Origin of the sequence: Escherichia sp. KTE31, from assembly GCF_000407925.1 — a bacterium.
In the GTDB taxonomy this organism is placed as follows: domain Bacteria; phylum Pseudomonadota; class Gammaproteobacteria; order Enterobacterales; family Enterobacteriaceae; genus Escherichia; species Escherichia ruysiae.
On record NZ_KE136722.1, the window covers coordinates 1,571,803 to 1,585,860 of the forward strand.

Here is a 14,058-nt window from a genome sequence, read left to right on the forward strand (position 1 = left end):
CAAACTCCTTACGCGCTCAACAGTTGCTTCATGTCTTCTTCAACAGTGGTGATAGAACGCAGGCCGAATTTCTCGTTCAGCACCGCCAGCAGGTCTGGGGTCAGGAAGCCGGGTGCAGTCGGGCCGGTGACGATATTTTTCACGCCCAGAGAAAGCAGCGTCAGCAGAATGACAATCGCTTTCTGTTCAAACCAGGAGAGCACCAGCGACAACGGCAGATCGTTGACACCGCAGCCCAGTTTTTCTGCCAGCGTTACCGCCAGAATAATCGCTGAATAAGCATCGTTACACTGACCGGCATCCACCAGACGCGGCAGGCCTTCGATATCGCCAAACTCCAGTTTGTTAAAGCGATATTTACCACAGGCGAGAGTCAGGATCAGGCAGTCATCCGGCACGCTAGTGGCGAAATCAGTGAAGTAGTGACGTTCGCCGCGCGCGCCGTCACAGCCGCCAAGCAGGAAGATATGACGCAGTTTTTCGCGGCTCACCAGATCAATCAGCGTATCCGCCGCGCCAAGCAGCGTCTGGCGACCAAAACCAACGGTGATCAGGTGCGGAATTTCGCTGTACGGGAAGCCCGCCATTTGTTGCGCCTGGGCGATAACCGCAGAGAAATCTTCGCCATCCAGATGACGCACGCCCGGCCAGCCAACAATGCTGCGGGTCCAGATACGATCGTCATAAGCGCCGACGGTTGGGTCGATGATACAGTTAGAGGTCATCACGATGGGGCCAGGGAAGCGAGCGAACTCAACTTGTTGATTTTGCCAGCCGCTGCCGTAGTTACCGACCAGATGTTTGAATTTACGCAGTTCCGGATAGCCATGCGCTGGCAGCATTTCGCCGTGGGTGTAGACGTTAACGCCCGTGCCTTCGGTCTGTTCCAGCAGGTTGTAGAGATCTTTGAGATCGTGACCGGAAATCAGGATGCATTTACCCGCCGTCGCTTTCACGTTGACCTGAGTTGGCGTCGGGTGACCGTATTTACCGGTTTCGCCTGCATCCAGAATGCTCATCACTTTGAAGTTCATCTGGCCGATTTCCATTGAACATTCGAGAAGTGCGTTCATATCGGAAGGCCAGGTTCCCAGCCATGCCATGATTTTATGGTACTGGGCGTAAATATCGTTGTCATATTGACCGAGAACGTGTGCGTGTTCCATATAGGCCGCCGCACCTTTCAGGCCATACAGGCAAAGCAGACGCAGGCCGAGAATGTTTTCGCCAATCGCCGCTTTATCTTTGTTCGGGGTAAATTCTGCCGCCTGACGTTGCAGTTCGCCGAGATCGTCGCTCACCAGTTGTAAGTCCGCCATCGGGTTATCGACGTGGGCGTTGGCATCTACAGCCAGGCATTGTGCTTTCAGCGCCTCGCGCAGGGCAATCGCTTCACGGGCGTAGCCGACAATACGCGGAGAATCGAAGTTAACGTTGGTCAGGGTTGAGAAAAATGCGCGTGGCGCGAAGCTGTCAACGTCGTGGTTGATGATGCCGTATTCACGCGCTTTTACTGCCCAGGCAGAAAGCCCTTGCAGCGCCGCGATGAGTAAATCCTGAAGGTCAGAGGTTTCCGCCGTTTTACCACACATCCCCTGCGCGTATGAGCAGCCGTTTCCTGCCGGAGTACGGATAGTTTGTTCACATTGCACACAAAACATGATCACACCTTTTAAAGTTATATTTAATATACATGTTTAAGGTTAAGACTCTTCAAGACGGGATAAAAGGGGTTTTTCATGCAACTTTAAGGGAGATTGATTTAGCGCAATTTTGGCGGCAGGGATCTACCGCCAGAGAGGTATTACGCAGAGAAAAGGGCGATCAGAATTGGCACTAACAGACTAAGAATAAAACCGTGAACAATCGCCGCTGGAACCATCTCCAGCCCGCCTGTCCGCTGAAGCACGGGCAGGGTGAAATCCATTGATGTGGCACCGCACAAACCCAGTGCCGTTGAGCGACTGCGACGGATAAGGCCGGGGATTAACATAATGGCGATCAGCTCACGTGCCAGATCATTAAAAAACGCCGCGCTCCCGATTACCGGGCCAAAAGATTCAGTCAACAAAATACCGGAAAGAGAATACCAGCCGAAACCTGAGGCCATTGCCAGCGCGGTATTGATGGGGAGATCAAGAATAAAGGCATTAATTAAGCCACCAATTAAAGAACTGGCAACCACCACCACAGCGACAATCATTCCCCGGCGATTAAGGACAATCTGCTTTAAGGTCATGCCATTATTGCGTAGCTGAATACCGACGAGGAAAAGTAACAGAATTAATGTGTATTCGCTGGCTTCAGTAGCATGTTGTAAGAAACCTAATCCGCTAAGGCCAATGGCAAAACCAATTACGACTACGCCGCACAGTTTTAGCGACTCCAGCGCCATCGCAATACGTGACGGAAGTTTTTCTTGCTGGTGGTGATTACGCCACGGCAGACCACGCTCCAGCCACAACAACGCAATAATATTGCAGAGTAAAATAATGGTAATGCTGACGGCGGAATAATGCAGTATCGCCAGCAAATTACTGGCGAGATTATCAAGGAACGCCAGACTGATACCCATAAAAAAGAGAATGAGATAGACCATCCAGCTTAATAGCTGATTAATGCGTTTTAACGCAGCTTTTTGGCGAAGCGGAATGAGGTAACCCACAATCAGGGGAACCAGAATGATTAACAGCCCAGAAAACATGAAAACTCAGTCCTTGCAAAGAAGAAGTCGAAATGCGCGATGACACACTACTGAAAGCAGAAGGATGAGTAAAGTTGCAATTAAAAGGAAACGTTATGCTTCAGAAACAGTGCGTGCTCCTTGCGCCTGTGACTATATGTGGTTTTACACATCAAGGAGCGCAAAAGGAGGATGAATCAACATATAACAACATCTTAAAAAAAGGCCTGACATTGCGTCAGGCCTTCTGCGTTAATTAATCACGTTTTTCCAGCAGAGTACGGTAAATCAGACCACCGATAATACCGCCGACAATTGGCACCACCCAGAAGAACCACAGTTGTTCTAGTGCCCAACCGCCCTGGAAGATGGCAACCGCAGTACTGCGCGCCGGGTTAACGGAAGTGTTAGTTACCGGAATACTGATTAAGTGAATCAGCGTTAATGCCAGACCAATGGCAATGGGTGCAAAACCTGCCGGAGCGTATTTGTCAGTTGCACCGTGGATCACCAGCAGGAAACCCGCACTCAGTACCAGTTCAACCACCAGTGCAGAAAGCATGGAATAACCGCCCGGTGAATGCTCGCCATAACCGTTCGAAGCAAAACCGCTGGCTGCCGCGTCAAATCCAGCTTTGCCGCTGGCAATTAAATACAGCAGTGCCGCCGCAACAATACCGCCGACAACCTGGGCAATCACATAGCCAACGACTTCTTTTGCCGGGAAACGACCGCCTGCCCATAAACCAATAGTGACAGCCGGGTTAAAATGACCACCAGAAATATGACCAACAGCGAAGGCCATGGTCAGTACGGTCAGACCAAAAGCCAGCGCGACACCAGCAAAACCAATGCCTAATTCCGGGAACGCCGCCGCCAGCACTGCGCTACCGCAGCCACCAAATACAAGCCAGAAAGTACCAAAACATTCAGCTGCTAATTTTCTGAACATATCCACCTCAATTAAAAATTGACCCTGTGAAAAATATGGTCGTTTTATAGGGTCGTCGTAAAAAAGTGACGACAGAAATAATGCGTGGGTATTTTAAAAACGAAGGCGACTCATTCGCCAGATAAATAAATCCAGTAATTTTGATTTAGGGCAATAGTCAGTTCCCTCATATAGTCATTTGCCTGATTGACATTGTAGTGCAAACAACTGAATTAAGCCTTTGGAGGTAATAAAAATAATTCATAATGTAATTATTTGATTTCATTGTTTTTTCAGGGAGAGCGTCAAGAGGTGGCATAACACAATTATTCGCTCATTTTTCAGACATTTGCCATGCTTAATTGTGATGACATCACGTATTGCCACGGCCTTTCTCGTTATACTGCCGGAGTAAAAGATAAATAACATATTTCTGGAGGGGATATGATTCTTGAGCGCGTTGAAATTGTGGGTTTTCGCGGCATTAACCGATTGTCATTGATGCTGGAACAAAACAATGTCCTGATTGGGGAGAACGCGTGGGGTAAATCCAGCTTGCTGGATGCCTTAACCCTGCTGTTATCGCCAGAGTCAGATCTCTACCATTTTGAGCGCGACGATTTCTGGTTTCCGACGGGAGATATCAATGGGCGGGAACATCATCTGCATATCATTTTGACCTTCCGTGAATCGCTGCCAGGCCGGCATCGGGTGCGCCGCTATCGTCCGCTGGAAGCGTGCTGGACGCCGTGCGCCGATGGTTATCACCGTATTTTTTATCGCCTGGAAGGGGAGAGTGCGGAAGACGGCAGCGTAATGACACTCCGCAGTTTTCTCGATAAAGACGGACATCCAATTGATGTCGAGGATATTAACGATCAGGCACGCCATCTGGTGCGTTTAATGCCAGTGCTGCGCTTGCGTGATGCCCGCTTTATGCGCCGTATTCGTAGTGGCACGGTGCCAAATGTCCCCAATGTGGAAGTCACCGCACGCCAGCTCGATTTTCTCGCCCGTGAGTTATCCTCGCATCCACAAAATCTCTCTGATGGGCAGATTCGGCAGGGACTTTCGGCAATGGTGCAATTGCTTGAGCATTATTTCTCCGAGCAGGGAGCCGGACAGGCGAGATATCGTTTAATGCGGCGGCGAGCCAGCAATGAACAACGAAGCTGGCGCTATCTGGATATCATCAACCGGATGATTGACCGGCCAGGAGGTCGTTCGTATCGGGTTATTTTGCTCGGCCTGTTTGCCACTTTATTGCAGGCAAAAGGGACATTGCGGCTGGATAAAGACGCCCGTCCATTATTGCTGATAGAAGATCCAGAAACCCGTTTACACCCCATTATGCTTTCAGTTGCCTGGCATCTGCTGAATCTTCTGCCATTGCAGCGTATTGCTACCACCAACTCTGGCGAACTGCTTTCGTTAACGCCGGTAGAATATGTTTGCCGCCTGGTGCGTGAATCTTCTCGCGTTGCCGCCTGGCGTCTGGGGCCGAGTGGCTTGAGTACCGAAGACAGCCGACGCATCTCCTTTCATATTCGTTTTAACCGTCCGTCATCGCTGTTTGCCCGTTGCTGGCTGCTGGTGGAAGGGGAAACAGAAACCTGGGTTATTAACGAGCTGGCGCGCCAGTGTGGACATCATTTCGATGCCGAAGGGATTAAGGTCATTGAATTTGCACAGTCCGGGCTAAAACCGCTGGTCAAATTTGCCCGGCGGATGGGGATTGAATGGCATGTGCTGGTCGATGGCGATGAAGCCGGGAAGAAATATGCCGCTACGGTGCGCAGCCTGCTGAATAACGATCGGGAAGCTGAACGAGAACATTTAACGGCGTTACCGGCGCTGGATATGGAACATTTTATGTATCGCCAGGGGTTTTCCGATGTGTTCCATCGTGTGGCGCAAATCCCGGAAAACGTGCCGATGAATCTGCGCAAAATTATCTCGAAGGCGATCCATCGCTCTTCCAAACCCGATCTCGCCATTGAAGTGGCAATGGAGGCCGGACGTCGTGGGGTGGAGTCCGTGCCGACGCTGCTGAAAAAAATGTTTTCACGCGTGCTGTGGCTGGCGCGCGGTCGGGCAGATTAACCGCGAAACATTGTTGTCATCTGTGGCTGAATGGCGTCGAGCATCTCATAGCGCCGACGGTATTCAGCTCGTTTTTTACTGGCGATTTCGGCAATCTCTTTTCGTGCTATCTGTGCCGGAAGGCGGTAATGGTGTTCAGCATCACATACGCCGCCAACCGATTCCCAGAAAGCGTTGTAATCAGCATGGATCTTGCCTTCTTTATCGCGATAACGCAGGCTGCGGTAAATATGCGTTTCATTACTGACGGCAATGATCTGCTCTACCTGTAAACGTTGGGCAAACAGACAGGCCGCTTCCATCACGAGGCGTTTTGGAAATAGCCCGTGGCAGGCTTTCGTCGCATTCTGGATTTCCTGATGCGGAATTTCCCATTTCGCACCTTGCAGTCCGCCAATAAACATCGTTCTTTTCCCCTGATATTCACACAGGGTAAAAGTGATCTCCGCCAGAGGAATACCCTCACTGTTACGGAACAGGATTGTGCTGTCACCTTCTTTATCCATTGAGATCATCATGGTCAGCTCAAGCGTGAACTGCTCGCCGTTTTTGCCTTCCAGCTTCGCCAGTTGCAGGCCGGGGGTATTCAAATATAAGCTGAATTCTTCTGCCGACATACACGCACGCAGCAATGCATAATGGTAACGTAGCGCCTCGAGTAATTGCTTACGGTTAAGATTGGCGGCAAGGTAAGGGCGATGCAGACGAACAGGCAGTCGCGGCTGGCGTGTTAACAGCGTATTGAGATTAGGCCAGTGGGATAGTTCGTTCATCCACTCAACGCTTAAGCGCGGCATAATCAACGAGCGCAGCAAAAATTTCTGACGAAAGCTACGTCGGTGCCAGAATTTACCTGGTCGACACTGTCCGCGTGCCAGACTAAGAAAAAGAGACAGGCTGCTGAGAGATTCAGATGGCGTAAAGGACCGTTCAGTTAGCTGCGACATATTCATGAAATCAATGGTTATACATGACGCCGATTTCACCATTGCGTATCTTAACCAAACATCAATAGTGTGATTACTAACGTAAATTTTAGGGTTTTGTTGATATTTCGTTGAAGTTGATGACCCGGATTGGCATATGGAGTATTCAGAATATTTATGAAAAATCGGAGAACCGTGAAGAAACGTTACGTTATTGCGCTGGTGATAGTCATCGCCGGGCTGATTGCGTTATGGAGAATTCTCAACGCGCCCGTGCCGACTTATCAGACACTAATTGTGCGCCCCGGTGATTTGCAGCAAAGCGTACTGGCGACCGGAAAGCTGGACGCGCTGCGTAAGGTTGACGTGGGCGCGCAGGTCAGCGGTCAGTTGAAAACGCTGTCGGTGGCGATTGGCGATAAAGTAAAAAAAGATCAGCTTTTAGGGGTTATTGATCCTGAGCAGGCTGAAAACCAGATCAAGGAAGTGGAGGCTACATTGATGGAGCTACGCGCGCAGCGGCAGCAGGCGGAAGCGGAGCTGAAACTGGCGCGGGTGACGTATTCACGTCAACAACGTCTGGCGCAAACGCAGGCGGTTTCACAACAGGATCTCGACACCGCCGCGACCGAGATGGCTGTGAAACAGGCGCAAATCGGCACTATTGACGCGCAAATTAAGCGCAATCAGGCCTCTCTCGACACAGCTAAAACTAATCTCGATTACACCCGCATCGTGGCTCCAATGGCCGGGGAAGTCACGCAAATCACCACTCTGCAAGGTCAGACGGTGATTGCCGCACAACAAGCACCGAACATTCTGACGCTGGCAGATATGAGCACTATGCTGGTAAAAGCGCAGGTTTCTGAAGCGGATGTTATCCACCTGAAGCCGGGGCAAAAAGCCTGGTTTACGGTGCTTGGCGATCCGCTGACGCGCTACGAAGGGCAGATTAAAGACGTGCTACCGACGCCGGAAAAGGTTAACGATGCCATTTTCTACTATGCCCGTTTTGAAGTGCCAAACCCCAATGGTTTGCTGCGGCTGGATATGACCGCGCAGGTTCATATTCAGCTCACCGATGTGAAAAACGTGCTGACGATCCCTCTGTCAGCGTTAGGTGATCCGGTTGGCGATAATCGTTATAAGGTCAAATTGTTGCGTAATGGTGAAACACGCGAGCGTGAAGTGACGATTGGCGCACGTAACGATACCGATGTTGAGATTGTCAAAGGGCTGGAAGCGGGCGATGAAGTGGTGATTGGTGAGGCCAAACCAGGAGCTGCGCAATGACGCCTTTGCTCGAATTGAAGGATATTCGCCGCAGCTATCCCGCTGGGGATGAGCAGGTCGAAGTGCTGAAGGGCATCAGCCTTGATATTTATGCCGGTGAGATGGTGGCGATTGTCGGCGCTTCGGGTTCCGGTAAATCGACCCTGATGAATATTCTCGGCTGCCTGGATAAGGCCACCAGCGGCACCTATCGCGTAGCCGGTCAGGATGTTGCCACACTGGACGCCGATGCGCTGGCGCAACTGCGCCGCGAGCATTTCGGCTTTATTTTCCAGCGTTACCATTTGCTTTCGCATTTAACCGCCGAGCAGAACGTTGAAGTTCCCGCCGTCTATGCCGGTCTTGAGCGAAAACAGCGACTGCTGCGTGCCCAGGAGTTGCTGCAACGACTGGGGCTGGAAGACCGTACAGAGTATTACCCGGCACAGCTTTCGGGTGGTCAGCAACAGCGCGTCAGTATCGCGCGGGCATTGATGAACGGCGGTCAGGTAATACTTGCCGATGAACCGACAGGCGCACTGGACAGCCATTCTGGCGAAGAGGTCATGGCGATCCTGCATCAGTTGCGCGATCGCGGGCACACGGTGATTATCGTCACCCACGATCCGCAGGTCGCGGCTCAGGCCGAGCGGGTGATCGAAATTCGCGACGGCGAAATCGTGCGCAATCCGCCCGCTATTGAAAAGGAGAATGTTGCTGGCGGGACGGAGCCTGTAGTCAAAACGGTGTCTGGCTGGCGGCAGTTTGTCAGCGGTTTTAACGAGGCGCTGACGATGGCGTGGCGGGCGCTGGCAGCGAATAAAATGCGTACCTTACTGACCATGCTGGGGATTATTATCGGTATTGCGTCGGTGGTTTCTATTGTCGTAGTGGGCGATGCCGCCAAACAAATGGTGCTGGCGGATATTCGTTCTATTGGTACGAATACTATTGATGTCTATCCCGGGAAAGATTTTGGCGATGACGATCCGCAATATCAACAGGCGCTAAAATACGACGATTTAATCGCTATTCAAAAACAACCGTGGGTCGCCTCTGCCACCCCCGCTGTCTCGCAAAACCTGCGCCTGCGTTATAACAATGTTGATGTTGCTGCCAGTGCCAACGGCGTGAGCGGCGATTATTTCAATGTCTATGGCATGACCTTCAGCGAAGGGAACACCTTTAATCAGGAGCAACTTAACGGTCGCGCGCAGGTCGTCGTTCTCGACAGTAATACCCGCCGTCAGCTTTTCCCGCATAAAGCGGATGTGGTTGGCGAGGTGATTCTGGTTGGTAATATGCCAGCGAGGGTCATCGGCGTGGCGGAAGAAAAACAGTCGATGTTTGGTAGTAGTAAAGTGCTGCGCGTGTGGTTGCCTTACAGCACGATGTCCGGGCGAGTAATGGGACAATCGTGGCTTAACTCAATTACCGTAAGAGTGAAAGAAGGCTTTGACAGCGCCGAGGCGGAACAGCAACTGACGCGTTTGTTGTCGCTGCGTCACGGCAAAAAGGATTTCTTCACCTGGAACATGGACGGCGTCTTGAAAACCGTTGAAAAGACCACACGTACTCTACAACTGTTTCTGACGCTGGTAGCGGTGATTTCGCTGGTGGTCGGAGGCATTGGTGTAATGAACATTATGCTGGTGTCAGTGACCGAGCGAACGCGGGAAATTGGCATTCGCATGGCTGTAGGGGCGCGAGCCAGCGATGTACTGCAACAGTTTCTGATCGAAGCCGTGCTGGTTTGTCTGGTGGGCGGTGCGTTGGGGATCTCTCTTTCGCTGTTAATCGCTTTCACCTTGCAGCTTTTTTTACCCGGCTGGGAAATTGGCTTTTCTCCGTTGGCGCTGCTGCTGGCGTTTCTTTGCTCGACCATTACCGGGATTTTATTCGGCTGGCTGCCTGCGAGAAATGCGGCACGGCTGGATCCAGTGGATGCTCTGGCGCGAGAGTAGTATTTGAGATAAAAATGCCAGCCGATCGGGCTGGCATTTTGCCTGTAGGATGTACACAATGAGACAGAAGAGCTATGCGACTGCCGCTTCTACTTCGACGGGCACAATAACACTGGCATGATTGCCTTTTGGCCCCTGGTGGACATCAAACTGAACGGATTGCCCAGCTTTTAGCGTTCTGTAACCATCCATCTGGATGGTGGAATAATGAGCGAAAATATCTTCGCCGCCGCCTTCAGGGCAGATGAAACCAAACCCTTTGGCATTGTTGAACCACTTAACAGTACCCTTTTCCATGCTTCGACATCCTTCGCAAATCTTATACAAGTAAGATGGAATAAACCGGGGTCAGAGAGGGGGCAGTTCAAAACCTCGCCAACTCTAGAAATACAATTTAGAGAAATAGGGCGAGTCGTCAAGCGTTTGACAGGGGCCAGGGGGTAGGTATGCATCAAAAATTTGAAGCAGTTAACGCTATTGACAGTAATGTGACTGATGTCGCTGATGCCAACGATAGATGATACTTATCTATTATGTGGAGTAGATTGGTCAGGCAAATAAGCTCTTGTCAGCGGCAGAGCGTTCTGCCGATAACCGTAACCGAAGATGATAACTGACAATGGGTAAAACGAACGACTGGCTGGACTTTGATCAACTGGCGGAAGAAAAAGTGCGTGACGCGCTAAAACCGCCATCTATGTATAAAGTGATATTAGTCAATGATGATTACACTCCGATGGAGTTTGTTATTGACGTGTTACAAAAATTCTTTTCTTATGATGTAGAACGTGCAACGCAATTGATGCTCGCTGTTCACTACCAGGGGAAGGCCATTTGCGGAGTCTTTACCGCCGAGGTTGCAGAAACTAAAGTGGCGATGGTGAACAAGTACGCGAGGGAGAACGAGCATCCATTGCTGTGTACGCTGGAAAAAGCCTGAATGCAGGCATAAAAATTGGGGGAGGTGCCTATGCTCAATCAAGAACTGGAACTCAGTTTAAACATGGCTTTCGCCAGAGCGCGCGAGCACCGTCATGAGTTTATGACCGTCGAGCACTTGTTACTGGCATTGCTCAGTAATCCGTCTGCTCGGGAGGCGCTGGAAGCATGTTCCGTGGATCTGGTGGCGCTCCGTCAGGAACTGGAAGCCTTTATTGAACAAACCACACCCGTTCTGCCTGCCAGTGAAGAGGAGCGCGACACGCAGCCGACGCTGAGTTTTCAGCGGGTACTGCAACGTGCGGTCTTCCATGTTCAGTCCTCCGGTCGCAGTGAGGTTACCGGTGCGAATGTTCTGGTTGCTATCTTTAGCGAACAGGAGTCACAGGCGGCGTATCTGTTGCGCAAACATGAAGTCAGCCGTCTCGATGTGGTGAACTTTATTTCTCATGGCACGCGTAAAGACGAGCCATCTCAGTCTTCTGAACCAGGAAACCAGCCGAGCAGTGAAGAACAAGCTGGTGGGGAGGACCGTATGGAGAATTTCACGACTAACCTGAACCAGCTTGCACGCGTGGGAGGAATCGACCCGCTGATTGGTCGTGAGAAGGAACTGGAGCGCGCCATTCAGGTTCTCTGTCGCCGCCGTAAAAACAACCCGCTGCTGGTCGGGGAGTCTGGCGTCGGTAAAACCGCGATTGCGGAAGGTCTTGCCTGGCGTATTGTTCAGGGCGATGTACCGGAAGTGATGGCTGACTGTACGATTTACTCCCTCGATATCGGTTCTCTGTTAGCGGGCACCAAATATCGCGGCGACTTTGAAAAACGTTTCAAAGCATTGCTTAAACAACTTGAGCAGGATACAAACAGCATCCTGTTTATTGATGAGATCCACACCATCATCGGCGCAGGTGCAGCCTCTGGCGGTCAGGTGGATGCAGCTAACCTGATCAAGCCGTTGCTCTCCAGCGGTAAAATTCGCGTGATTGGTTCGACGACGTATCAGGAGTTCAGCAACATTTTCGAGAAAGACCGTGCTCTGGCGCGTCGCTTCCAGAAAATTGATATTACTGAACCGTCGATCGAAGAAACTGTTCAAATCATCAACGGCCTGAAACCGAAGTATGAAGCGCACCACGACGTGCGTTATACCGCAAAAGCGGTGCGTGCGGCGGTAGAGCTGGCGGTGAAATACATCAATGATCGTCATCTGCCGGATAAAGCGATTGATGTTATCGACGAAGCGGGCGCTCGCGCACGCCTGATGCCGGTAAGCAAACGCAAGAAAACCGTTAATGTGGCGGATATTGAGTCCGTGGTGGCTCGTATTGCACGCATTCCAGAGAAGAGTGTTTCTCAGAGTGACCGCGATACTCTGAAAAACCTCGGCGATCGCCTGAAAATGCTGGTCTTCGGTCAGGATAAAGCCATTGAAGCACTTACCGAAGCCATTAAGATGGCGCGTGCAGGTTTAGGTCACGAACATAAACCGGTCGGTTCGTTCCTGTTTGCCGGCCCTACCGGGGTCGGGAAAACAGAGGTGACGGTACAGCTTTCGAAAGCGTTGGGCATTGAGCTGCTGCGGTTTGATATGTCCGAGTATATGGAACGTCATACCGTCAGCCGTCTGATTGGTGCGCCTCCGGGATACGTTGGTTTCGATCAGGGTGGTCTGCTGACCGATGCGGTAATCAAGCATCCACATGCGGTGCTGCTGCTGGACGAAATCGAGAAAGCGCATCCGGACGTGTTCAATATTCTGTTGCAGGTGATGGACAACGGTACGCTGACCGATAACAACGGACGCAAAGCAGACTTCCGTAACGTGGTGCTGGTGATGACCACCAACGCCGGGGTACGGGAAACTGAGCGCAAATCTATTGGCCTTATCCACCAGGATAACAGCACCGATGCGATGGAAGAGATCAAGAAGATCTTTACACCGGAATTCCGTAATCGTCTCGACAACATTATCTGGTTCGATCATCTGTCAACCGACGTGATCCATCAGGTGGTGGATAAATTCATCGTCGAGTTGCAGGTTCAGCTGGATCAGAAAGGTGTTTCTCTGGAAGTGAGCCAGGAAGCGCGTAACTGGCTGGCTGAGAAAGGTTACGACCGGGCAATGGGCGCACGTCCGATGGCGCGTGTCATCCAGGACAACCTGAAAAAACCGCTCGCCAACGAACTGTTGTTTGGTTCGCTGGTGGACGGCGGTCAGGTCACCGTCGCGCTGGATAAAGAGAAAAATGAGCTGACTTACGGATTCCAGAGTGCACAAAAGCACAAGGCAGAAGCAGCGCATTAATCTGATGGTGTAAAGCCTTTTAAGTAGGTTGATAAAGTCCGTAATCCTGTATGGGGTTACGGACTTTTTTTGTTTGTGAGGTGAGGGCGGTTGTAACCCTAATTTTTATGGTTACTGTAACTTATTGATAATTAATGCTGCTGGAAGGCAAGGATAAAAAAGGGTAGCAGCAGGGAAATTAGATAGTTTTACTTTATTAACAACGGGCTAAACGTGTAGTATTTGAGTTCACTGCCGTACAGGCAGCTTAGAAATTACCATCCCACACGACTCTGAGTTCATGCGCGTTCACTGCCGTACAGGCAGCTTAGAAATGGCGTTGTCCTGGTCACTGTCTGGATCGGGTGTTCACTGCCGTACAGGCAGCTTAGAAATGCCGGTCCCCGGACAGAGCACAAAGGAAGTCGTTCACTGCCGTACAGGCAGCTTAGAAACTGCTGCGCCTGCCCTGTTGTTTCGAGATGATCGTTCACTGCCGTACAGGCAGCTTAGAAATATATGCAGTACACACCCGAACAGGCACGTAGGTTCACTGCCGTACAGGCAGCTTAGAAATCTCGCGATGCCGAAGACCATGTAGAATATGTGTTCACTGCCGTACAGGCAGCTTAGAAATCGCCGATCAAATCGAGGCACCAGATGTGCTGGTTCACTGCCGTACAGGCAGCTTAGAAATAAGTACTGCCAGCAAGCTGTCAGTACTAAGTGTTCACTGCCGTACAGGCAGCTTAGAAACGCTGGCTGGCTGGTGTTGACGCGGTGCGGCAGTTCACTGCCGTACAGGCAGCTTAGAAAGCTAATCACGACCAGATCCTGTCCATCCTGGCGTTCACTGCCGTACAGGCAGCTTAGAAACTGTTGCGCCGCCGCACCTTTGTCTTTAATTTCGTTCACTGCCGTACAGGCAGCTTAGAAAAGAAGGCAAAGCCTGG

Annotated in this window: 11 protein-coding genes and 1 CRISPR repeat array (1 of these 12 only partly in view); of the genes, 6 read left to right on the forward strand and 5 right to left on the reverse strand. The window is 51.1% G+C overall.

Annotation, left to right across the window (positions count from 1 at the left end):
- Positions 1 to 8 precede the first annotated feature (8 nt).
- The 3 genes from hcp to aqpZ all read right to left on the reverse strand — a co-directional run bounded on the left by hcp (position 9) and on the right by aqpZ (position 3,635).
- The gene (gene hcp / locus WES_RS13630) at positions 9 to 1,661 is read right to left on the reverse strand and encodes a hydroxylamine reductase (protein ID WP_000458802.1); all 1,653 of its coding nucleotides are present in this window, start codon (positions 1,659 to 1,661) and stop codon (positions 9 to 11) included.
- A 143-nt stretch (positions 1,662 to 1,804) separates the two neighbouring features.
- Positions 1,805 to 2,704 (reverse strand): L-lysine exporter LysO, encoded by a 900-nt coding sequence (lysO, locus tag WES_RS13625; protein WP_000491125.1) that lies wholly within the window; start codon positions 2,702 to 2,704, stop codon positions 1,805 to 1,807.
- Positions 2,705 to 2,939: 235 nt separating this feature from the next.
- On the reverse strand, positions 2,940 to 3,635 hold the full coding sequence (gene aqpZ, locus WES_RS13620) for an aquaporin Z (protein WP_010347562.1): 696 nt from the start codon (positions 3,633 to 3,635) through the stop codon (positions 2,940 to 2,942).
- Positions 3,636 to 4,058: 423 nt separating this feature from the next.
- Here aqpZ and WES_RS13615 point away from each other — a divergent pair, with 423 nt between their 5' ends.
- Positions 4,059 to 5,717: an ATP-dependent endonuclease gene (locus tag WES_RS13615; RefSeq protein ID WP_016158989.1), complete on the forward strand. Its 1,659-nt coding sequence runs from the start codon at positions 4,059 to 4,061 to the stop codon at positions 5,715 to 5,717.
- On the opposite strand, the gene WES_RS13610 is transcribed toward WES_RS13615, so the two are convergent.
- The gene (locus tag WES_RS13610) at positions 5,714 to 6,670 is read right to left on the reverse strand and encodes a VirK/YbjX family protein (protein WP_133174890.1); all 957 of its coding nucleotides are present in this window, start codon (positions 6,668 to 6,670) and stop codon (positions 5,714 to 5,716) included. The two genes, WES_RS13615 and WES_RS13610, sit on opposite strands and share 4 nt — an antisense overlap.
- A 150-nt stretch (positions 6,671 to 6,820) precedes the next feature.
- On the opposite strand from WES_RS13610, the gene macA reads away from it, so the two are divergent.
- On the forward strand, positions 6,821 to 7,936 hold the full coding sequence (macA, locus tag WES_RS13605) for a macrolide transporter subunit MacA (RefSeq protein ID WP_000797455.1): 1,116 nt from the start codon (positions 6,821 to 6,823) through the stop codon (positions 7,934 to 7,936).
- Positions 7,933 to 9,879 (forward strand): macrolide ABC transporter ATP-binding protein/permease MacB, encoded by a 1,947-nt coding sequence (gene macB / locus WES_RS13600; RefSeq protein ID WP_000188132.1) that lies wholly within the window; start codon positions 7,933 to 7,935, stop codon positions 9,877 to 9,879. Before macA ends, macB begins: the two co-directional genes overlap by 4 nt.
- Positions 9,880 to 9,951: 72 nt before the next feature.
- On the opposite strand, the gene cspD is transcribed toward macB, so the two are convergent.
- Positions 9,952 to 10,176 (reverse strand): cold shock-like protein CspD, encoded by a 225-nt coding sequence (gene cspD, locus WES_RS13595; protein ID WP_000410785.1) that lies wholly within the window; start codon positions 10,174 to 10,176, stop codon positions 9,952 to 9,954.
- Between the two features lie 149 nt (positions 10,177 to 10,325).
- Between cspD and WES_RS24345 the strand changes: the two genes are divergently transcribed.
- The 3 genes from WES_RS24345 (at position 10,326) to clpA (ending at position 13,126) form a co-directional block, all read left to right on the forward strand.
- Complete coding sequence (locus tag WES_RS24345; RefSeq protein ID WP_212741843.1) at positions 10,326 to 10,400, forward strand: hypothetical protein; 75 nt, start codon at positions 10,326 to 10,328, stop codon at positions 10,398 to 10,400.
- A 98-nt stretch (positions 10,401 to 10,498) separates the two neighbouring features.
- Positions 10,499 to 10,819, forward strand: a complete 321-nt coding sequence (gene clpS, locus WES_RS13590) for an ATP-dependent Clp protease adapter ClpS (protein WP_000520781.1) — start codon at positions 10,499 to 10,501, stop codon at positions 10,817 to 10,819.
- 30 nt (positions 10,820 to 10,849) lie between these two features.
- Positions 10,850 to 13,126, forward strand: a complete 2,277-nt coding sequence (gene clpA, locus WES_RS13585; RefSeq protein ID WP_016158987.1) for an ATP-dependent Clp protease ATP-binding subunit ClpA — start codon at positions 10,850 to 10,852, stop codon at positions 13,124 to 13,126.
- A 226-nt stretch (positions 13,127 to 13,352) separates the two neighbouring features.
- A CRISPR array of direct repeats spans positions 13,353 to 14,058; the repeat unit is 28 nt; unit sequence GTTCACTGCCGTACAGGCAGCTTAGAAA; it runs 163 nt beyond the window's last position.